Origin of the sequence: Pyrinomonas methylaliphatogenes (assembly GCF_000820845.2) — a bacterium.
Taxonomy (GTDB): Bacteria; Acidobacteriota; Blastocatellia; order Pyrinomonadales; family Pyrinomonadaceae; genus Pyrinomonas; species Pyrinomonas methylaliphatogenes.
In genome coordinates this window covers 73,262-93,851 of record NZ_CBXV010000004.1, presented here as the reverse complement: position 1 = coordinate 93,851, position 20,590 = coordinate 73,262, and the positions used below count along the sequence as shown (strand labels likewise).

The following is a 20,590-nucleotide window of genomic DNA, read 5'->3' as shown; positions in this document are numbered from 1 at the left end:
CTCGTGACTCAAATTTCAGGTTAGCCTCACTGCGCTAGATCATCGATCTGTAACCCGATCGGGTTGGCTCCCGCTCCCTTGACCGCATCTATCACCTTGACGACTTCGCCGTATTTGATCGAACGCGGAGCCTTGATGAAGACCGTCTTCTCGATGCGCTCCTCTTCAGGTAGATCGGTGCGGTTCTCCATCCCGTATCGGTAGGCACGCTCCTGACGCCGCTTCTCGAAGAGCTGGGCGAGCGTGGTGCTCAACTTGCTCGTATCGTAGATCGTCCCCATATCCTCCGTGTTCAGCTTAAGCTTCATATCTTTGTCGATCGAGACGACGAGCGTGAGCGGGTTCGGTTTGATGTCCTTCTGGTTGGGGTTCGGCTCCTGCGGGACGAGCGCCTTGAACCGGCTCGGCTTCATCGGCGTGATCACCATGAAGATGATCAGAAGCACCAGAAGGATATCGATGAATGGAGTGACGTTGATGTATGGTTCGGCCTTCGTGCCACTGCCCATTGCCATAGGCTCAATCTCCTTTCACGCGAGACTTCATTGCTTGGCGGCCTCAGTCGCGCCGCCGCCTTGGCCCTTCTTCTTCCTATCGGCGACGAGACCGATCTGGTCCACCCCGGCTTGGCGTATCAGGTTGATCACCTCGACGACATTCCCATAACTGACGCCAACTCCGCTCTTGATGTAGACGATGCGTTCGTCGCCTTGCTTATCCCGCATCCGATTCTCGATCTCGCTCTTCAGCGAATCCTTATCGATCCGCTCTTTGCCGATGTAGAACTGATTATCTTCGGGGATCGAGATGACGACCGAAGATTCTTTGATGATCGCCGGATCCACTTCCGGGTTGTTCATGTCACGCGGGATGGCGACGGTGATCCCCTGCTGCAAGAAGGGCGTGATCACCATGAAGATGATCAGGATCACGAGCATGATATCGACCATCGGCGTGACGTTGATCTCGGATTGTAGACCGCCGCTGCTACCTGCTTGCATTCCCATAAGCCGCTCTCCATGAGGCGCCCAATGCGATCACACTCGGAACCGGTCGCGCCAGAATGAGCGCGATCGCACCAGGGCGCCGAATCTCCGACGAGGTTAAGCCTTCAGTTGTTTCGTGCGATTCTTGATGAAGTAGTCGATCAACTCCGAAGCCGAGTTGTCCATCTCGACGATGAAGCCATCGACCTTGCCCGTAAAATAGTTGAACATCCAGACAGCCGGCACAGCCACGGCCAACCCGAGCGCTGTCGTGAACAGGGCCTCGGCGATGCCGCCAGCCACCGCCGCGATACCAGCCGATTCGGCCTGCTTCATGCCTTGGAAGGCGTTGATGATGCCGAAGACCGTGCCGAACAGGCCGACGAAGGGCGCCGTCGAACCGATGGTCGCCAAGCCTGACAGGCCACGCTTGAACTCGTTGGTCTTGATGGCGATGGCGCGTTGCAGCGCACGCTTCGAAGCCTCGATCTCATCGCCGGACAACTCGGACGAGTTCTCATGCGCGCGGAACTCCTGCAGCCCGGCGCTGACGACCATCGCCAGATGCGATTTCTTGTGTTTGTCGCTGATCTTGATGGCCTCATCAATGCGGTCATTCTTGAGCGCTTGCGCGACCCGCGGGGCGAATTCACGCGATTGCTTCTTCGCCGCCGAGTAGGTCAGGTAACGCTCGACCATGATGGCGATCGAGTAGACTGACATCAGCAACAGGATGCAGACGACGGTCAGCGCCACCCAGCCGAGGTGTTTCAACATCTCGGTGATGGTAAATTGCGAGCTCAGCTCCTGCCCTTCCTGCAACAGGAGGAGGAGACCGAAAGCCTTGGTTCCTAATAGGTTCACGAACATCGTCACGGTAAAGACCCTCCAGAGGTTTTATATGATCCTGCAAGATTGCTGCGGGGCGGACACGGTCCGCCCCGAAACTTTAGAGCACGAAGTTATAGGTGATGATCCCCTGCACTTTCACCGGCTGCCCGGAAAGGAGCGTCGGTGTAAATCGCGCGCGATATGCGGCTTGCACTGCAGCCTGACGGAGCAACGGATGCCCGCTCACCGCAGTCGCCGAGATGACCTTCCCCGTTTCATCAACGAGCACCTGCACGTTGACCGTGCCGGAGACGCGCGCCGCTTTGGCCATCGGCGGATAAACGGGCTGCGGCAAACTGATGGCCTTGCCGTTCAGCACGCCGCCCGATTGGATGATCTTCTTCGGCGTCGGCGTTGGAGCTGGCGGCGGCGGCGGTTCCTCGACGTTAACCACGCGCGACCCGGTCCCAGTCCCGCCGACCACGCCGACCACTCCGGGCGGGCCGACCGGACCGCTCGGCCCTACCGGATCGGTATTCGTCTTGCCTAAAGCGACGGGCATGTTCGGCGGCACGGGCGGCACCTTGCTTGCCACCGTCGAAGGCTTCTCGGGAACCTTCGTCGGGTCAAGAGTGCTCGCGATCAACTCGGTGCGCGTCGCCACCTGCTGCTGAGTGGTGGTCTGCTTGGGCTGCTCTTGTTGCTGTTGCTGCTCCGGTTGCTGCTGCACGGGGACAGGGGCGACCAGCGCCACAAGCTCTAGGTTCTGGGCGTCTAACCGCGCTTCATACAGGTAGATGCTCAGCACGAAGAAGCCCAAGATCAATAGACCATAAATGATCGCCGTCCCCAACAGGAACGATCCTTTGCGTTGGAGATCTTCCTTATGCGAACCGGATTCGACTAGAACGTCGAACATCTTCACTCCTCCATCTCTACCGGTGCCAGCGAATCAGAGGCGCAATTTCCGCACGGTAAAACCGAAGATCTCGAAAACCGGGAAACCATGATGGCAAAGCCTCTAAAACCGAACGCGCAAAATTTTAAAATTATTAAAATTAAGAGCTTAGGAAGAAGGCGACAGTCGGGCGCTCGAAGAAGCCGTCAAGCTCGGAGAAACTCAACGATCCTCAAGCCCTTGTGAGCCTCATACACAACTGCGCCGAGCGTTTCGCCGAACGGGAACGCTTGAGGCGCATCGAAAAGCTATTCGGTTGGCCAGCAACATCTGCAGTGTACGATGAGATCAGGTTTCAAGTCAAGTCCTTTGTTTAAATTGAGAACATTACCCATTCGCTCAACCTTCATGCGGATAGAACGCCCCATCTCCTGCTTTTCTCCCTCTACGCTTTCGCATCTCACGCCTCGCCTGCTAAGCTCATGGCTTGCGCGATGCGCTTCTCGCCCGATCGGAGGGAAGATTTATGTTCTCCGTTCCTCTCGCGGCGAGCGCGGAGACGGGAGCGCTTGTGACGCTTCTTGTCACGCTCGTCGCCGCCAAATTGACGGCAGAGATCTTCGAAAGGCTCCGCCAACCGGCGGTCGTCGGAGAGATCTTGGCGGGCATCATCATCGGCCCAAGCATGCTGCGGTTGGTTGCGCCATCTCCCTTGATCGACGCGCTCGCCGAACTCGGGGTCATCTTCTTGCTCTTCAGCGTTGGACTCGAGACCAAGCCGAGCGCCATCTTCGGCGTCGGCAAACGCGCGGCGCTCGTCGCAACGCTCGGCGTCATCGTCCCGTTCATCGGAGGCTGGGCGCTCATGCGCGCCTGGGGCGGAGGGGATACGAGCGCGCTCTTTCTCGGCACCGCGATGGTCGCCACCTCGGTCGGGATCACGGCGCGCGTGCTCTCGCTGATGAACCTCCTCGACACACCGGTCAGCCGGATCATCCTCGGCGCTGCGGTGATCGATGACATCCTTGGTCTTCTCGTTCTCGCCGTCGTCTCGAGCGTCGCAGCCGGAGAGATCAAGATATTGGAACTCGGGCTCACGGCGTTTGCGGCGATCGCCTTCACCGCTTTTGTCGCCTTCGTCGGCGCGCCCGCCTTGAACCGCCTGACCCCGCGGCTTGCCCGCCTGCGCATCGAACACTCGCTCTTCATCGCCTCGCTGATCATCTGCTTGGGCCTTTCAGCCGCCGCCGCGAAGATCGGCATCGCCGCGATCATCGGCGCTTTTCTAGCCGGGATGGCGCTTGCCGAAGCGATCGAAGGCGCCCATGACGTACATGAACAAACGCGCGGCGTCACGGAATTCTTCGTCCCCTTCTTCCTCGTCAACATCGGGCTACAGCTTGACTTGAGCGTCTTCAACAACGCGCGCGTCATCGCTTTTGCGCTCCTCGTCACGCTTCTCGCCCTGCTGACCAAGCTCGTCGGGTGCGGCGCGGGCGCTTGGGGCATGGGGTGGCGACGCATCGCGCAGATCGGCGTCGGCATGGCTCCGCGCGGAGAGGTTGGCATCGTCGTCGCATTGATCGGACTGCAACTCGGCGTTATCGGCCAAGAGGTTTACGGCGTCGTGCTCTTCATGTCGGTGGTGACGACGCTCGTCGCTCCGCCGCTGCTGAAGGTTCTGTTCGCCACTGAAACTGCGGCCCGGGCGAATCCGGCACAGGAAGAGGCGCTCAGCAGATGACGTCCCGAATCGAGGGTCAGCAAGGGCAACGTGAATTCGCGGCGCTGCAACTTCCGCGCGAAGCTGTTAGAATGACTTTGAAATGACACCCATGAATCAAGAAGCGAGAGCGAATGAGCCACGATACACGAACCGGCTCATCAACGAGACGAGCCCTTACTTGCGCCAGCACGCGCACAACCCCGTCGATTGGTACCCGTGGGGCGAAGAAGCCATCGAACGGGCGCGCCGAGAGAACAAACCCATCCTGCTGAGCATCGGGTACTCGGCTTGCCATTGGTGCCACGTGATGGAGCGCGAATCTTTCGCCTCGGAAGAGATCGCGCGCTTGATGAACGAGAATTTCATCAATATCAAGGTGGACCGCGAAGAGCGCCCCGATCTTGACCAGATCTACATGAACGCGGTGCAGATGATGACCGGGCACGGCGGTTGGCCGCTGACGGTCTTCCTCACGCCAGACCTTGTGCCATTTTACGGCGGCACCTACTTTCCGCCGGAAGACCGCTACGGCATGCCTAGCTTTCGGCGCGTGCTGCTCGCCGTCGCCGAAGCCTACCGCAACGATCCCGAGGGCATAAAGCGGTCCGCCTGGAGCGTCCTTTCGGCGCTCCGTCGCATGAACGTCACGCAAGCATCGTCGGAGCTTCTTTCGACAGAGATCCTCGAACGCGCCTACGCGAGCTTGTCCCGGTCTTTCGATCAAGTCTACGGCGGTTGGGGACGCGCGCCGAAATTCCCCGCCGCGATGAATATGGAATTCCTCCTCCGCTTCTACCACCGGACCAGACGAAGCGCGGCGCTCGAGATGGTCACTTTCACCTGCCGCCGAATGGCCGAAGGCGGCATCTACGACCAACTCGGCGGAGGCTTTCACCGCTATTCGACGGATGAGCGCTGGCTGGTGCCGCATTTCGAGAAGATGCTTTACGACAACGCCCTCCTCTCGCTTCTCTACCTTCACGTCTACCAAGTGACGGGTGAAATCCTCTTCCGTCGCATCTGTGAAGAGACGCTCGATTGGGTCGTGCGTGAGATGCGCGACGAAAGCGGCGGATTTTACTCAACCCAAGACGCCGATTCAGAAGGCGAAGAGGGCAAGTTCTTCGTCTGGACCAGAAAGGAGATCTTCGAACTTTTCGAGCCCGGCGAAGCGGAGATCGTCTGCGCTCACTTCGGCATCACCGAAACCGGGAACTTCGAGGGGCGCAACGTCCTGCACATCGCGCGTCCGATCGAAGCGCTCGCCGACGACTTTCACCTCTCGCTCGAAGAGGCGCAAAGGATCATCGAAAATGCGAGGCGGAGACTATTCGTCGCGCGCGAACGCCGCCCGAGACCCGGGCGCGACGAGAAGATACTGACATCGTGGAACGGTCTGATGCTCCAGAGCTTCGCCGAAGCCGCGGCCATCTTGGATCGCGACGATTACCGCGAAATAGCCGAGCGCAACGCGCGCTTCCTGCTCGAACACGCGCGCCATGATGGCCATCTCTATCACGTTTACAAAGACGGACGCGCGCTCTTCGATGGCTACTTGGATGATTACGCCTTTTTGGCGCGCGGTCTACTTGCGCTCCACGAGGCGACGGGCACGCTCGAATGGCTCGAAGAAGCGCTCGCGCTTAGCGAGCGAATGATCGAGGAGTTCTGGGACGAGGAACAGGGCGGCTTCTTCTATGCAGGTCGCAATCGCGACGATCTGATCGTCCGCCCCAAAGATTTCTTCGATAATGCCACGCCATCGGGCAATTCCGTCGCCGCCGAACTCTTTCTGCGACTCGCGCGATTGACCGGACGAGAAGAGTTCAACCGTTACGCCGTCTCCATCTTGCGCCTTTTGCGCGATGCGATGCTGAGCTATCCTTCGGCCTTCGGCGGCGCGCTCAGCGCGCTCGACCTTTACCTTTCCGACCCAGTGGAGATCGTCATCATCGCTCCGACGAAAGAGGCCGGGCGCGAGCTAAGGCGCAAGGCGTGGCGGCCCTTCTTACCGAACAGAGTGCTGGTCCAGTCCTTCGGCGAAGATGAGAGGGCGCGCAAACTCCTTCCGTTACTCGATGGGCGCGCGATGCGCGAAGGGCGTCCGACCGCTTACGTCTGCCAGAACCGCGTCTGCCGCGAGCCGGTCACCTCTGCGGATGAGCTGGCCCAGCAGTTGGCCTGAAGATCAAGCTTCGCTGCCCCCACCGAAAAACGAAAGGCGCGCCATAACACAAGCGCGCCTCGCTCGTTTATCGGCTTTCCGCGCGGGCACTACGGAGTGCGGTTCGCATTCGTTCCCATGTTACGATTGGTGGTGCCAGCGTTACGGTTCACAACGTTGGCATTAGCGCCCGCATTCCGGTTAGAGACGCCCGCGTTAACATTCATGTTACCCATCCCCAGGTTCTCGTTGAGGCTCACGTTGGCGTTGTAAGTGCTCACGTTGGCGTTATAGGTGTAGCCAGCGTTCGCGTTCGTCAGCCCAACATTAGCGTTCGCGTTGTTCGCGTTCTCCGGTCCGGGGCACCCAGCCCAGACGACCGTAGCCGTCAACAAAGCCAGAAGAGCCAAAGTTCGTCGCATCTAGTTTCCTCCTGTCGCCCTTGATTCAGGGTTTGAAGTAGTTATTCGAGTCGTGCACGGACTCCTGCGGCGCGTAACAGCGAGCCCGTCAACAACCCGAAGGGTTTTCCGACCAGAGCGTTCGCTCGCGCCCATATCGCGCCCAGCGCCAGAGCGAAGCCCAGACTGAAGCGAGTGGTCCGCCGCACGACGAACCACTGTTGAACCTGCCTTTTTGACAGGTCGCACACTCCGCGCTCGCACGCTCCTGTTTGAAAGCCAGAGCGAGGCTTGGAACTTCACGTCCCGGCGGAGCGAGCGAAGCTTGTGCTACGACCTGCAAGGAGATCTCCCGCAGGCGAAGTGTAACACAAGATGCGGGGAATACACGATTTTTCGCTGTTCGTCAAGCCCCGAACGCGCTTTCCGAACGATTTTCTTTCCCCCTAAGCGCGGCCCTGGTCCACGCGCGCGCCGAACCGCTCGCTCCCGAAGAGATGATCCGCCTCCCCCGTCTCGCTCAAAAGGACGGCACGGCGAGCCACCTCCAAAGCCAGCCCGAAACCGTGACCAGTAAAACCGAGCGCATAGATGACGCGGTCGGACTCTGGACCGACGCCGATGATCGGCAAACCATCCGGCGAGAACCCCATCGCGCCTGCCCAACGGGCTTCGATGCGCGCCTCGACCGCCAACTTCTCGCGCAGGAAACTCTCCAACGCCCCTTGCACCTCGGGCGTCACCTCATCGACAGACGTTTGCTCTTGCCCTGCAAAGAGATGACGAAAGCCGCCGAGCAGCAGACGCCCATCGCGTAATTGCCGGAAATAGATGTAGCCATAATGCGCGTAGACGAGACGATCCAGAAATCGCCGAAGGGGCTCCGTCACAAGGATCTGCCCACGCTGCGGAGCGACGAGGGGGCGAAAATGGGGATGGAAGAAAGGAGCATAGGCGTTGAGCGCGATGAAGACACGTGAAGCGATGAACTCCGCGCAACGCGAACGTATGCGGACCGAATTCGCCTCGGGATCGATCCGCTCCGCCTCGCAGTTTTCAAAAAGTTCCGCGCCGGAAGCCTGCCACAGAGCGCGCACGAGCTTGAGCGGATGGATCCCCATGTCGCCCCTTATCCCGAGCGCGCCATGGAATCCAATGGAGAGCGGATCGCGCGATGAGAACTCAGCTTCAAAGCCATCCTCGCGAAGTAAGACGAAGGATCTCTCCAGATGCTCGCGCTCATCCGGCGCGAACGCCACGCGCCAACTCCCACATTTTTCCAATTCGACATCGGTGCCCGTCTCCGCGACGAATTCACATAACCAGCGTTGATGCATCAGCGTCGCAAACCAGATAGATTGCGCTCGCTCGCGCCCGTAAAGCTCAATCATCCGATCGTAGTGATCGGCCAGCCCGGCCAGAACCATTCCGGCGTTTCGCCCCGAAGCCCCCGCCCCGAGCGTCCGCGCCTCTATCAGCGCGATGCGCAAAGTCGGGCTGCGGCGCCGCAGCCACCAAGCGAGGCTCACGCCGGTGATGCCAGCGCCGATAATGCAGACGTCGTAGAAGAGAGCGCCCCCATCGGCGCGCTGCCATAAAGCGACGGTCATCGCCACAGAAGGATACCAAAGCCTGCCCGGAGAGAAAACGGCACTGGTCCCGCGATCCCGAGCGCAAGCTGCGGAGAAGCCCCTTGACGGATGAACGAAAAGGGGTTATCTTGCCCTTGCCAAACAATGTTTGGCATATTTCAAACTCATCGAAGGTCGAGCTCTTTAAAATTCGGTTCGCGTCTCCCTCGGCGGCCCTTCGCGCTTTAAGATGCTCAAACGCAACTGGTCGAAGATCATCCTCGTCGTCTCCATCACCCTCCTCGCCGTTCTCTGTCTGGCCGCCTCGGCGCGTGACATCTCGCGTTCGCTGTCGCCTGAACGGTTCAAGTGGCTCAGCGCGCTGCTCATCCTGACGGCGATTGCGACTCAATTTAGGATCACCTCCACGCGCGAGGAGGCTCAGGAGGGCGAAGAGCAAAGCGAGCGATCGATCGCCAGCGCATTTATCTTCTTCGCCGCCATACTCGAAGGGGCGGGGGCGGCCTCTCTTCTCTCCTCTCTCGACGGTCTCCTTTCGACTCGACCGCGGCATCGCGAGCGTCTCATCCTGCTGACTGCGGCGAGCACCATTTCGACCTACGTTGCCGCTTCGCTCTTCGAGCTTCTGATAGGTTTCACGTCGAGTCCCCTCTTCGAAGCGACGACGCCCTCTCTCAACCTGATGTTGTTGCTGCTCTCCGTCATGGCCTTCGTGCAATACGGGCTCTTTACGGCGACGATTCTAGTTTTCGATTATCTTGAAGCATCGTCCGTTGCGGCGCTCTCGCGCGAGGCTTTGCTTTGGGGGTTTCTCACGCAGATGGCCGGAGCGGCGGCGGCGATTCTCTTTCACGTGACGTGGCGCAGCGGCGATCTCGCGTTCTTGCTGATCGGGTTGCTGATCATCGCGCTCGTCTATTTGCTCAACCGTTTGAACGCGCAGCGCATCGCGCAAATACAACGGGCGGAAGCGGAGAAGCGTCGGCATCTGCAAGAGATCGCTCAACTGCACATGAATGCTGTTGAATCGCTCGCCATCGCGATCGACGCCAAGGATCAGACGACGCACGGCCATGTTCGGCGCACGCAGATCTACGCGATGGAGCTCGGGCGCATACTCGGCGTGTCCGAAGCCGAGCTGCGCGCGCTCGAAGCGGGAGCGCTTCTTCACGACATCGGCAAGCTCGCGGTTCCGGAGTACATATTGAACAAGCCTGGGAAACTGACGGCGGCGGAGTTCGAGAAGATGAAGATCCACACGGTCGTCGGGGCCGACATCGTGCGGCGCGTCGGTTTCCCCTATCCGGTCGAAGATGTGGTCCGCTACCACCACGAGAAGTGGGACGGCACGGGTTATCCGAAGGGGTTGAAAGGAGAGGAGATTCCGCTCGTCGCGCGCATCATCGCGGTGGTCGATTTCTACGATGCGACGCGCTGCGATCGTCCATACCGTCGCGGCATGACGCGCGATGAGTCGTTGGCCCTGTTGCGCCGTCTCTCGGGCACATCTTTCGATCCGCGCATCGTCGAGGCGTTCATCTCGCACGTTGAGGAGTTCGATCGGCTGATCGCGGCACAGGACATTCAGGAGCAGGTTTCCGAACCATCGCCCGTGCCGATGACGAACGCGCTTCCGGATGCTGGCCTAGCGACAGGAGAACTCGGCTCGCGCGAGACGGATGCGGCCTTCCGTTCGATCGCCGAAGCGCAACGCGAGGTCCTCGCGCTTCATGAGATCGCGCAAACCATCGGCTCTTCGCTCAGCCTGCACGATACGGCGACCATCATCACGAGCAAGTTGCGCGCCATCCTCCCCTTCGATACGTGCGTCATCTACATCGTCGATGAGCGGACCAACAGAGCTTCAGCCATCTACGCGGCGGGTGATCACGCCGACGCCTTTTCGCAGCGCCGCGTGCGCATCGGTGAAGGGATCACGGGATGGGTGATCGCCAACGCGCGGTCGCTATGCAACACGCCGCCCGAACTCGATCTCGTCGGCTTGCCCGAAGAGATCGTGCGTTCGATTCGCTGCGTGCTCGCGACCCCGTTAGTGCGCGAGAACGGGAGTTTCGGCGCGATCACGCTCTATTCGATGGCGCGCTCGTCATACACGGCAGAGCACGTGCGCCTGCTCGAATCGGTCGCGCAGCACGCTTCCGTCGCGCTGAACAACGCACTGACTTTCGAGAAGACGCGCGAGAGCGCGCTGACCGATCCGCTGACCGATCTACCGAACGCGCGCGCGTTCCGTCTGTTGCTCGAGCAGCGGATCGCCGAATCGAAGCGCTTGGGGCGCGAACCGTTGACCGTCATCAGCATGGATCTAGATGACTTCAGGCGGGTGAACGAAGCGCACGGGCATGGTCTAGGCGACCGATTGCTTGCCAACGTCGCCGAGATCGTCAAAAAGCAGCTTCGCCAGATGGACGTGCTGGCGCGCTTTGCGGGCGATGAATTCGTCGCTTTGATGCCGATGGCTTCGCGCGATGTGGCGGCGGCGGTCGCGGAACGGGTTCGTTCGGCGGTCGAAACACATCGCTTTTCGGTCCGCACCGGGCGCACGTTGCAAATAGGTTTGAGCATCGGCATCGCCTGCTTCCCCGATGATGGCGAGACGACCGAAGAACTCTTAGAAGCGGCCCATCGCCACATGCAGCGGGACAAACACGCGCGCAAGCTATCGCCCGACACCATCAGCACCGGCTCTTTGGCCTCGCTCGACGCCCTTCGCTGAGGATTCGACCTCCGTCAACCCTCGACGGCGCACGCGCGCGCGTGCGCCGCTTTTTTTCGCGACCGCAGCGGCGTTTGACGAGCGGCCACATACCCCCTTTTTGCGCTAAACCGCAAGCTTGCGTATAATCTTCGTTCGGCCACCTTGGCACAGTCTTAACGAACGTTTGAAGCCCCAGGGCTTCCGCCTAGCTAAGCAGAGACGGAAAATCGAGATGAGCAGCAGGAAACCATCCAACTCACGTCAACAAGCGGATGAGGTGACCTCGAGCGTAGCGACGACGGCGGTTACCGAACAAGAGGCGTCCGATCTACTGACTGCGGAAGAATTGCACGCGGAGCACGAGCAGCGCAAAGAGGATCAAAAAGGGCGTATCGAAGCGACGGATAGAGAGCTTCTACTCCATCTTCTCTATCAAATGGTCCTGATCCGGCGGTTCGAGGAGAAAGCCGCCGAGGCATATAGTCTCGGGAAGATCGGCGGTTTTTGCCATCTCTACATCGGTCAAGAAGCTGTCGCCGTCGGAGCCATCTCCGCCATTCGTCCGGACGATTACGTCATCACCAGCTACCGCGACCACGGGCACGCGCTCGCTAAGGGCATGTCGGCAGAAGAGATCATGGCCGAGCTTTACGGCAAAGCCGGAGGTTGCTCGGCGGGCAAAGGCGGCTCGATGCATCTATTCGATGCGAGCGTCAACTTCCTCGGCGGCCACGCCATCGTCGGCGGTCAGATCCCCCTGGCTACGGGCATCGCGTTTGCGACCAAATATCGCAACGAAGACAAGGTGACGCTCTGCTTCTTCGGCGAAGCGGCGGTCAATCAAGGCTCATTCAATGAGTCGTTGAACATGGCGCAACTGTGGAAGCTCCCGTGCGTTTACATCTGCGAGAACAACCAGTACGGCATGGGGACATCGCTCGCCCGCGCGATGTCTTTACAGGATATCGCGCGGAAGGCTTGCGCTTACGGGATGGCCTCGGAATTCGTCGATGGGATGGATGTGCTGGCCGTGCGCGAGGCGACGCTGCGCGCCGTCGAACGCGCGCGCACGGAATCGCTGCCCACCCTGCTTGAAGTGCGCACCTATCGCTACATGGGCCACTCGATGTCCGATCCCGGCAATTATCGCACGCGCGCCGAGATAGAGCGATACCAACAGCGCGATCCGATCAAACTCCTGAGCGCCAGCATGCGCGAAAAGGGGCTGCTCGACGATGAGACGATGAAGCAGATCGAGCAGCGCGTGCATGAAGAGATCGAACGCGCCGTGCGCTTTGCCGAAGAGAGCCCTCTTCCCGCGCCCGAAGAACTGTATACGGACGTTTACGCTAACCCGATCAAATCATAGAGGCCCGGTTCAGCGGTCGGAACCGCGCGCCTTCCCGAAGGAGGTTTTTCAGAGAATGCCTTTGATCACCATGCGCGAAGCTTTGAATCAAGCTTTGCGCGAAGAGATGCGTCGTGATGAAAGCGTCTTTCTGATGGGCGAAGAGGTCGGCGCTTATGAAGGAGCCTACAAGGTCTCGCGCGGACTGCTCGCCGAATTCGGCCCTAAACGTGTGATCGATACGCCTATCAGCGAACTGGGCTTTGCCGGTCTCGGCGTCGGCGCGGCGATGGTCGGCTTGCGTCCGGTCATCGAGTTCATGACCTTTAATTTCTCCATACTAGCGACCGATCAGATCATCAATTCCGCCGCTAAGATGCTCTACATGTCGGGCGGCCAGTTTAAGATCCCCATCGTCTTTCGCGGCCCGAACGGTTCCGCCTACCAAGTCTCATCGCAGCACTCGCAGGCGCTCGAATCGTGGTACGCCCATTTCCCTGGGTTGAAGGTCGTCATGCCTTCGACGCCCGCCGATGCCAAGGGCCTGCTCAAAAGCGCCATCCGCGATGACGATCCGGTCATCTTCATGGAACAGGAGCGGATGTATGGGATGAAGGGTGAAGTGCCCGAAGATGAGGATTTCATCATTCCGCTCGGCGTCGCCGACATCAAACGCGAAGGGACCGATGTGACGATCGTCGCGCGTTCGCTGATGGTGCCGGTCGCGCTGCGGGCCGCCGAAGAACTGGAAAAAGAGGGCATCTCATGTGAAGTGATCGACCCGCGCACTATTCGCCCGCTTGACATCGAGACGATCGTCAACTCGGTGAAGAAGACCAATCGCGTCGTCATCGCCGAAGAGTCTCATCCGTTCTGCGGCGTCGGCGCGGAGATCAGCGCCGAGATCATCGAGCGCGCGTTCGATTATCTGGACGCTCCGCCGCGGCGCGTTTCAGGCGCCGATGCGCCGATGCCATACGCGAAGAACCTCGAAGCCTTAGCGATCCCGGATGTGCAACGCATCGTCGCCGCCGTGCGCGAGGTGACTTATACGGCTTGATGAGCGTTCGCGCCGCTTAGAGTCGTAAAGACAAATCTAATCTCTGAGGTAAACGAATGGCCACGAAGATCGTTATGCCGAAACTCTCCCCGACGATGGAGGAGGGGCAACTCGCCCGCTGGCTCAAGAAGGAGGGCGAACAGATCGCGCCGGGCGAGACCATCGCCGAAGTCGATACGGACAAGGCCACGATGGAAGTGACGGCCAATACGGCGGGCGTTTTACGCAAGATCTTGGTCCACGAAGGCGAATCGGTCCCGCTCGGGCACCCCATCGCGATCGTCGGCGAGGCAGATGAAGATATCTCTGCGCTGCTCACCGAAGTCGAAAAGAGTCCCGGCGGAGAGAAGGTCAAGCAGAGCGCGCCCGCAGCGGAAGAGCGCGCCGCCCGAGAGGAGCGTCGCGAAGCGCCTTCTCCCGAAGCGCCTAGCAATGGCGAGCGCGGCGCTGAACGGATCTTCGTCTCGCCCATCGCTGCCCGCATGGCCGCAGAAGCTGGGATCAATTTGCGCACCCTGAAGGGCAGCGGCCCAGGCGGGCGCATCATCAAACGGGATATCGAGGCGGCGATCGAAGCCAGTCGTCAAGCTGCGCCGCGCTTGGCCGAAGCGGCTCCGGCCCAACCGATCCCTTCAGAGGCCGCGCCTTATGAAGAGGTTCCGCTCACCGAGATGCGGCGGACGATCGCGCGTCGTCTCGCCTCATCGATCGGTCCAGTCCCGCATTTCTTCCTGACGACCGAGATCGAGATGGATCGCGCCATAGAGCTGCGGCGATCGCTCAATGAACTCGATCCGGAACTCAACATCAGTCTTAACGACATCATCGTCAAAGTCGCCGCCGCCGCCCTGATGCAGCACCCGCAGGTCAACGCCTCGTTCCAAGAAAGGGCGATTCGCTACTACAAGCAAGCCGACATCGGCGTCGCGGTTGCGCTCGAAGATGGGCTGATCACGCCGGTTGTGCGCGCGGCCAATTTGAAGAGCTTGGGGACGATCAGCCGCGAGATCCGCGAGCTCGCCGAGCGCGCCCGAGCGCGTAAGCTCAAACCCGAAGAGTACACGGGCGCGACCTTTTCGGTGAGCAATCTCGGCATGTTCGGCATCGACGAGTTCACGGCGATCATCAATCCGCCCGAAGCCGGCATCTTGGCCGTCGGCGCCGCTCAACCGAAACCGGTCGTGCGTGACGGCGAGATCGTCATCCGTCAGATGATGCGCGTCACGATGTCTTGCGATCATCGCATCATCGACGGGGCCACCGGCGCCCAATTCTTACAGACTTTCAAGAGGCTGCTGGAGAACCCGCTCCGCTTGTTGATCTGACGCTTCGGAGGTGGGCTTCGGCCCCACCTCCTCGACCGGTCGCTCATTTTGCGCCGTCGAATCGCAAAACGAGGATCCGAGCCCCTCACCTTCTACGTTGAGATAGATACATGCCACGATCGGATTTGAGTGAGGCAACCGACTCGAGGATATCAACTCCTCGCGTCGGCGAGCGGACGTCGGGCGCGCTATGGCAGCGCAGCGCCCCGCATCTGGCGCTCATCGCCGTGCAACTGATGTTCGGCACGTGGCCGGTCTTCGGCAAGCTCGCGTTGAAAGCATTTCCGGGCGTCGCGCTCGTCGCCCTGCGCATCGCCGGAGCAGCGCTCATGTTCGCGCTGCTCCAACGCGGCAGATCGCGCCTCAGGCAGATTCGACGCGAAGATTATGGCCGCCTCGCGCTCTGCAGCCTCTTCGGCATCGTTCTCAACCAGCTACTTTTCATCGAGGGGTTGGCTCGCTCGACGGCGATCAACGCCACTTTGCTCGGCACGGCCATTCCGATCTTCACGCTGCTGACGAGCGTCGCCCTCGGCGCGGAGAAGCTCACGCTGAGCAAAGCTTTCGGCATCGCGCTTGCCGCCGTCGGCGTCATCTATCTCGTCGATCCGACGCGCAGCGATTTTTCCGCTCACACCATCTCGGGCGACGCGCTCCTCATCGCGAACACTATCTTTTACGGCTCCTATATCGTCTTGGCGCAAGATCTCATTCGGCGCTATGGGGCGTTGACCGTCACAGCGCTCATCTTCCTCCTGGCGAACCTCGTCACGGCGCCGTTCGGGATCTATCATCTCGCAGGGATGCGCATCGCCGAGCTCGATCTCAGCATCTGGCTGGTCGTCCTCTACATCGTGCTTGTGCCGACCGTCGGCGCATATTACTTGAACTCCTGGGCGCTCGCGCGAGTCGCGCCGAGCAGCGTTGCCGTTTACATCTACTTGCAACCGCTGGTCGCTTTCGCCATCTCGCCGTTCATGCTCGGAGAATGGCCCAACCGTCGAGCGTGGGTGGCGATGCTTCTGATCTTCGCTGGCGTCGCCATCGTGACCCGCGCGGCCCGTAGCCGTGTCGTCGATGAGATCTCCGAGTGCCCCGACGCCTTTGGGCATTGAAACGTAAGAGTGAAGCGGCGGTTTTTGCTATCATGTGGGCGAATAGCCATGGCCGCGAACCTGTCTAAGCACGCTTCGCTCTCCCTGGCCGAAGAGTCGCGGGCCAAAAGCCGTGCGGCGCGCCTGTCCATTCTCACCGCCGCTTTTCTGATCGCGCTGAAGACGGCGACCGGATGGCTCACTGGATCGATCAGCGTATGGGCCTCATTGCTCGATTCGACGATGGACATCTTCGCTTCGGCGATCAATTACGTCGCGGTCCGCACGGCGGCGCGCCCGGCGGACGAGGATCACGCTTACGGGCATGGCAAAGCCGAATCGCTCGCCGGGCTCTTCCAAGCCAGCATCATCACTCTCTCGGGACTCTTCCTCATCATCGAAGCGATACGGCGACTGATCATCCCACATTCGATCGCCGCAACATCCTTCGGGATCGTGGCGATGCTGATCGCCACTTTGGTGAGCGCTCTGCTGGTTACGCGCTTGAGGCGCGTCGCGCGCGCGACCGAGTCGCCGGCGCTACAAGCCGACGCGCTCCATTATCTAACCGATATCTGGACCAACCTCGGCGCGCTCCTTGCGCTCATCATCGTCGTCCGAACAGGATGGCTCATCGCCGACCCGCTCATTTCGCTGGCGATTTCGCTCTATATCATCTGGTCAGCCGTTCGCGTCGGGCGAGATTCGGTCGATGTGCTGATGGATCGTCGTCTCCCTTTGGAGATCGATGACAAAATCGCCGCCATCGTCGAACGCTATCGCGATGAAGGCGTGCGCGGCTTTCACGACCTGCGCACGCGGCGTTCGGGATCGGTCAAATTCATCGATCTGCACCTCGAAATAGACCGGCACAAAAGGCTCGACGAAGCGCATGAGATCACGGTCAAAGTCCTACGCGCGATCGAAGAGGAGATCCCGCGCTCCCACGTGCAGATCCACACCGATCCGGTCTGAAACGACCGAGCGTTACATAGGACCACGATGCGCGGGGTTCTTCGCCACCCGCTCGAAACGATCGGCCACGAGACCGCAAAAAGAAGGCGACGAACTCTCACTTTGCCGCTCTTCTTCCCTTCCCAGCTTCCAACACAGCTTCGCGCTGCAACTCGTAGAGCTTCATCAGGGCTTCGACCGGAGAGAGCGAATCTAGATCCAGCGCAAGCAATTTGTCGATCAAGTCGGGTCTAATCGTTCCGCGCATATGCGCTGCCGGCCCCTTGCGCGCCCCATCCTCATATTCGCCCAAGAGTTCGCGCGCGCGACGGACGATCGGCGGCGGCAATCCGGCGAGCTTTGCCGCATATACGCCGTAGCTTCGCTCCGCCCGTCCAGGGATGACTCGATACAAGAAGATCAATTCTCCCTCCCGTTCGGCGATCTCGACGTGGAAGTTTTCGAGTCGCGGCAACACGGATTCCAGTTCCGTCAGCTCATGATAATGCGTGGCGAACAGCGTCCGACATCCCAACTGCGGGTGATTGTGAATGTACTCCAGAACGGCGCGCGCGACTGACAATCCGTCATAAGTCGAGGTCCCGCGTCCGAGTTCATCGAAGAGCACGAGCGAACGCGAACTGGCGTGGTGCAAGATGTGGGCCGTTTCGATCATCTCCGTCATGAAGGTCGATTCGCCGCTCCCGATTCGATCGTAGAGTCCGGCGCGCGTGAAGATGCGATCGCAAAGGCCGATCTCCGCCTCTGCTGCTGGCACGAACGAACCGATCTGCGCGAGCAAAACGATCAACGCCGCCTGCCGCATGTAGGTCGTCTTGCCGGACATGTTCGGTCCGGTAAGCAGCACGATCCGTGGGCCATCGCCGCCGAGGTGTAGATCGTTGGCGACGAATCGCTCGCGCCCCAATCTCCTTTCGAGCACTGGATGACGCCCGCCGCGGATGCGCAAGGACGCGCTTTCGTTCACTCGCGGACAGGTATATCCCCACTCCACAGCCACCTCGGCCAACGAGACGATCACATCGAGATAAGCGAGCGTGCGCGCCGCGGCCAAGATCTCGTCGCGCCGCTGCGCGATCTCACCGCACAGCCGCCGGAACAGACTCTCTTCAAGCTCCCTGATCCGTTCTTCGGCGCGCACGACGAGCGTCTCGTGCTCTTTGAGTTCGAGCGTGATGAAGCGCTCCGCATTGACGAGAGTTTGCTTACGCGCGTAATCCTCGGGGACGAGATGGAGATTCGGTCGCGTCACTTCGATGTAGTAACCGAAGACCTTGTTGTAACCGACGCGCAAACTTTTGATCCCCGTGCGCGCGCGCTCGCGCTCTTCGAGCTCGCTCAGATATCGTCTCCCATCGCGCAGAAGGGTGCGCAACCGATCGAGCTCTTCCGACACCCCATCGCGGATGATCGGTCCGCGCCCAGCTTGCAGTATCTCATCCGATATTGTGGCGCGGATCGCATCGATCACCCGCTGACAATCAGGCAGGGCGGCGAGCAATGCGCCCAGATGCCGGCGATCCCGCTGCAAAACGGCGCGCACGCGCGGAATCGCCTCCAGACTCTGGGCCAGCGAAAGGAGCTCGATGGGCGTCACGGAAGCGGATCGCGCGCGCGCCGACAGACGCTCCAAATCATGCACGCCGCCGAGCGCAGAAACGATCTCCTCGCGCGCTTCGCGCCGCTCGTAGAACCATCTGACGTGCTCTTGCCGGCGGACGATCTCCGCTAGATCGAGCAGCGGTTGGCGTAGCCAACGCCGCAGCAAGCGCCCTCCCATCGGCGTGCGCGTTCGATCGAGCGCCGCGAGCAGCGTCCCCGCCGGAGCGTCGCTTTCGAAGATCTCCAGCGCGCGCACCGTTTGCTGGTCCAGCGTCATGAAACTTTCCGTCTCGTAGCTGCGCAAGCGCGTCAGATGGCCGATAGCGATCGAACGCATCTCACGCAAGTAGGCGATGATCGCGCCTGCCGCGCGCACGGCCAGCGGCTGCGCCTCTAGCCCGAAGGGAGCGAGCGTGCGCGCGCCGAAATGTTCAAGCAGGGCTTGACGCGCGTGCTCCTCTTCGAAGAGCTCTTCGCCGATGCGCGTGATGAAGCCGGGCACTTGACTTTGATCGATGGGTTGATCGCGTGCGACGAGGGTCTCGGCGGGCGCGATCCGTTGAAGCTCACCCAAAGCCTCCGCGACATCAACTTCGGTGGCGGCGAAATCTCCCGTCGAAACGTCGGCGTGCGCTAGTCCAACTCGCTTCCCATCGGTCACGTAAGCGGCCAGATAGTTGTTCGTCTTGCTCTGCAGAAGCCCGGGCTCGATCACCGTGCCCGGCGTGACCACGCGCACCACGTCGCGCGCGATCAGCCGTTTTCCCTTGGCCGGAGCTTCTTCCAACTGCTCGCAGATGGCGACGCGATAGCCGCGCGCGATCAAGATGGCCAGATAGCGATCGAGACTCTGATGCGGGATGCCAGCGAGCGGCACGCGCAAATGCTTGCCCATCGGCTTCGTGGTGAGCACGATGTCGAGCTCGCGCGCCAGCACGCGCGCATCGTCATCGAAAGCCTCATAGAAATCGCCGATGCGAAAAAGAAGAAGCGCGTCCCGGTAACGCCCCTTGATCTCGAGATACTGCTTGCGCAGTGGCGGTGTGACCATCATCGTTCGAAAAAGAGCGCGAGAAGCTCTCTGACGGGCCAGAGAGCGCGATGGAGCCGACGCAACTGTTCGAAGCTCAGGATCGCAGTCACCCTCCCGATCTCGTGAAAAGCTCCATGTCGCGCGACGTTCAAGCTCCGCTCGGCGCGCACCGTATCGCGCTCGCTGGCGACGATCAGGAAGGGGCGCGAGCGCTGCGCATCATATGCGCGTTTGAGGCGCGCGAGCGCGCTATCGAGACTCCCCCGCCGTTGCACTTCGAAAACGTGGCTCAGGCGCGGGCTCGCGCGATCCACACGCCACACGACATCGTAACCGTCGAACTCCGCCTCCGCGTGATAACCGAGCGCGCCCCCGATCTCAAGCAACATCCGCTGAGCTTCCTCGTGCGAGAAAGCGCGCTTTTCGGACGCGCCCGGGCCTACGCCTTCGGTCAAAGCGAACTGCAACGCCTCCTCATCGACGCGCCGCCTTCCTGCCGAAGTGATCGTCCAGCGTCCATGATGCCGTTCGATCTGACGCTTCTCGACCAATGACGCGCCCGCGCGCTGAACGAGACGCCGCCAACGATCGTGCTCTCCATCGCCAATGGCCGCGATCTCCGCCCCGGTCAACTGCGGGAAATAGCCGATGAGGCGCCGATAGAGAAGTTGCAACTCTTCGGTCCCGCCCGTCGCAGCGAGCTCCTGCAGGATGGGTAGTTCGAGGCGCGATGCGCTTGGATATGGCATTGATCCGCTCGTGCGAGTCGTGAAAAGAAAATTACAGGAGAACGGATGGGACAATCAAGCCAGCAACGGCTCGATTCAAGACAGCCA

The 20,590-nt window shown here is 60.5% G+C and carries 16 protein-coding genes; 8 read left to right on the top strand and 8 right to left on the bottom strand.

Annotated features, from left to right (window positions below):
- Positions 1-26: 26 nt before the first annotated feature.
- The 4 genes from PYK22_RS04965 to PYK22_RS16395 all read right to left on the bottom strand — a co-directional run bounded on the left by PYK22_RS04965 (position 27) and on the right by PYK22_RS16395 (position 2,736).
- Positions 27-509: a biopolymer transporter ExbD gene (locus tag PYK22_RS04965; protein ID WP_041975059.1), complete on the bottom strand. Its 483-nt coding sequence runs from the start codon at positions 507-509 to the stop codon at positions 27-29.
- A 33-nt stretch (positions 510-542) separates the two neighbouring features.
- On the bottom strand, positions 543-1,007 hold the full coding sequence (locus PYK22_RS04960) for an ExbD/TolR family protein (protein WP_041975058.1): 465 nt from the start codon (positions 1,005-1,007) through the stop codon (positions 543-545).
- A gap of 96 nt (positions 1,008-1,103) precedes the next feature.
- Positions 1,104-1,856 carry a MotA/TolQ/ExbB proton channel family protein gene (locus PYK22_RS04955; protein ID WP_041975057.1) on the bottom strand — a complete coding sequence of 251 codons (753 nt, stop codon included), beginning with the start codon at positions 1,854-1,856 and terminating at the stop codon, positions 1,104-1,106.
- Between the two features lie 79 nt (positions 1,857-1,935).
- Positions 1,936-2,736 carry an energy transducer TonB gene (locus tag PYK22_RS16395; RefSeq protein ID WP_060635350.1) on the bottom strand — a complete coding sequence of 267 codons (801 nt, stop codon included), beginning with the start codon at positions 2,734-2,736 and terminating at the stop codon, positions 1,936-1,938.
- A 505-nt stretch (positions 2,737-3,241) separates the two neighbouring features.
- On the opposite strand from PYK22_RS16395, the gene PYK22_RS04945 reads away from it, so the two are divergent.
- Both PYK22_RS04945 and PYK22_RS04940 read left to right on the top strand, forming a co-directional pair.
- Positions 3,242-4,459, top strand: a complete 1,218-nt coding sequence (locus PYK22_RS04945) for a cation:proton antiporter (RefSeq protein WP_041975500.1) — start codon at positions 3,242-3,244, stop codon at positions 4,457-4,459.
- Positions 4,460-4,550: 91 nt separating this feature from the next.
- Positions 4,551-6,626: a thioredoxin domain-containing protein gene (locus tag PYK22_RS04940; RefSeq protein ID WP_041975056.1), complete on the top strand. Its 2,076-nt coding sequence runs from the start codon at positions 4,551-4,553 to the stop codon at positions 6,624-6,626.
- Positions 6,627-6,715: 89 nt separating this feature from the next.
- Here PYK22_RS04940 and PYK22_RS04935 read toward each other — a convergent pair whose 3' ends face one another.
- Positions 6,716-7,027, bottom strand: coding sequence for a hypothetical protein (locus tag PYK22_RS04935; protein ID WP_041975055.1), 312 nt, complete (start codon positions 7,025-7,027; stop codon positions 6,716-6,718).
- Positions 7,028-7,452: 425 nt separating this feature from the next.
- On the bottom strand, positions 7,453-8,616 hold the full coding sequence (locus tag PYK22_RS16390; protein ID WP_060635349.1) for an NAD(P)/FAD-dependent oxidoreductase: 1,164 nt from the start codon (positions 8,614-8,616) through the stop codon (positions 7,453-7,455).
- A 211-nt stretch (positions 8,617-8,827) separates the two neighbouring features.
- On the opposite strand from PYK22_RS16390, the gene PYK22_RS16385 reads away from it, so the two are divergent.
- From PYK22_RS16385 to PYK22_RS04900, 6 genes are all read left to right on the top strand, one after another.
- Complete coding sequence (locus PYK22_RS16385) at positions 8,828-11,335, top strand: diguanylate cyclase (protein ID WP_060635348.1); 2,508 nt, start codon at positions 8,828-8,830, stop codon at positions 11,333-11,335.
- Positions 11,336-11,549: 214 nt separating this feature from the next.
- Positions 11,550-12,686 carry a pyruvate dehydrogenase (acetyl-transferring) E1 component subunit alpha gene (gene pdhA, locus PYK22_RS04920; RefSeq protein ID WP_083437616.1) on the top strand — a complete coding sequence of 379 codons (1,137 nt, stop codon included), beginning with the start codon at positions 11,550-11,552 and terminating at the stop codon, positions 12,684-12,686.
- Between the two features lie 55 nt (positions 12,687-12,741).
- The gene (locus PYK22_RS04915; RefSeq protein ID WP_041975054.1) at positions 12,742-13,725 is read left to right on the top strand and encodes a pyruvate dehydrogenase complex E1 component subunit beta; all 984 of its coding nucleotides are present in this window, start codon (positions 12,742-12,744) and stop codon (positions 13,723-13,725) included.
- Between the two features lie 56 nt (positions 13,726-13,781).
- Positions 13,782-15,050, top strand: coding sequence for a pyruvate dehydrogenase complex dihydrolipoamide acetyltransferase (locus PYK22_RS04910; RefSeq protein WP_041975053.1), 1,269 nt, complete (start codon positions 13,782-13,784; stop codon positions 15,048-15,050).
- 110 nt (positions 15,051-15,160) lie between these two features.
- Positions 15,161-16,165, top strand: coding sequence for a DMT family transporter (locus PYK22_RS04905; RefSeq protein WP_041975052.1), 1,005 nt, complete (start codon positions 15,161-15,163; stop codon positions 16,163-16,165).
- Between the two features lie 48 nt (positions 16,166-16,213).
- Positions 16,214-17,119, top strand: coding sequence for a cation diffusion facilitator family transporter (locus PYK22_RS04900; protein WP_041975051.1), 906 nt, complete (start codon positions 16,214-16,216; stop codon positions 17,117-17,119).
- A gap of 97 nt (positions 17,120-17,216) precedes the next feature.
- Here the strand turns inward: PYK22_RS04900 and mutS are convergent, their stop codons facing one another.
- The gene (gene mutS, locus PYK22_RS04895) at positions 17,217-19,775 is read right to left on the bottom strand and encodes a DNA mismatch repair protein MutS (RefSeq protein ID WP_041975050.1); all 2,559 of its coding nucleotides are present in this window, start codon (positions 19,773-19,775) and stop codon (positions 17,217-17,219) included.
- Entirely contained in the window at positions 19,772-20,503 is a 732-nt protein-coding gene (locus PYK22_RS04890) for a hypothetical protein (RefSeq protein ID WP_041975049.1), read from the bottom strand. The genes mutS and PYK22_RS04890 overlap by 4 nt, the downstream gene beginning before the upstream one ends.
- Between the last annotated feature and the right edge of the window lie 87 nt (positions 20,504-20,590).

Excerpts from the sequence above, each read along its gene's own strand:
- mutS (WP_041975050.1), bottom strand. The coding sequence starts at position 19,775 with ATGATGGTCACACCGCCACTGCGCAAGCAGTATCTCGAGATCAAGGGG.
- PYK22_RS04940 (WP_041975056.1), top strand. The coding sequence starts at position 4,551 with ATGAATCAAGAAGCGAGAGCGAATGAGCCACGATACACGAACCGGCTC.
- PYK22_RS04960 (WP_041975058.1), bottom strand. The coding sequence starts at position 1,007 with ATGGGAATGCAAGCAGGTAGCAGCGGCGGTCTACAATCCGAGATCAAC.
- PYK22_RS04915 (WP_041975054.1), top strand. The coding sequence starts at position 12,742 with ATGCCTTTGATCACCATGCGCGAAGCTTTGAATCAAGCTTTGCGCGAA.
- PYK22_RS04905 (WP_041975052.1), top strand. The coding sequence starts at position 15,161 with ATGCCACGATCGGATTTGAGTGAGGCAACCGACTCGAGGATATCAACT.
- PYK22_RS04910 (WP_041975053.1), top strand. The coding sequence starts at position 13,782 with ATGGCCACGAAGATCGTTATGCCGAAACTCTCCCCGACGATGGAGGAG.
- PYK22_RS04890 (WP_041975049.1), bottom strand. The coding sequence starts at position 20,503 with ATGCCATATCCAAGCGCATCGCGCCTCGAACTACCCATCCTGCAGGAG.
- PYK22_RS16385 (WP_060635348.1), top strand. The coding sequence starts at position 8,828 with ATGCTCAAACGCAACTGGTCGAAGATCATCCTCGTCGTCTCCATCACC.
- PYK22_RS04935 (WP_041975055.1), bottom strand. The coding sequence starts at position 7,027 with ATGCGACGAACTTTGGCTCTTCTGGCTTTGTTGACGGCTACGGTCGTC.
- PYK22_RS04965 (WP_041975059.1), bottom strand. The coding sequence starts at position 509 with ATGGGCAGTGGCACGAAGGCCGAACCATACATCAACGTCACTCCATTC.
- pdhA (WP_083437616.1), top strand. The coding sequence starts at position 11,550 with ATGAGCAGCAGGAAACCATCCAACTCACGTCAACAAGCGGATGAGGTG.
- PYK22_RS16395 (WP_060635350.1), bottom strand. The coding sequence starts at position 2,736 with ATGTTCGACGTTCTAGTCGAATCCGGTTCGCATAAGGAAGATCTCCAA.
- PYK22_RS04900 (WP_041975051.1), top strand. The coding sequence starts at position 16,214 with ATGGCCGCGAACCTGTCTAAGCACGCTTCGCTCTCCCTGGCCGAAGAG.
- PYK22_RS16390 (WP_060635349.1), bottom strand. The coding sequence starts at position 8,616 with ATGACCGTCGCTTTATGGCAGCGCGCCGATGGGGGCGCTCTCTTCTAC.
- PYK22_RS04945 (WP_041975500.1), top strand. The coding sequence starts at position 3,242 with ATGTTCTCCGTTCCTCTCGCGGCGAGCGCGGAGACGGGAGCGCTTGTG.
- PYK22_RS04955 (WP_041975057.1), bottom strand. The coding sequence starts at position 1,856 with ATGTTCGTGAACCTATTAGGAACCAAGGCTTTCGGTCTCCTCCTCCTG.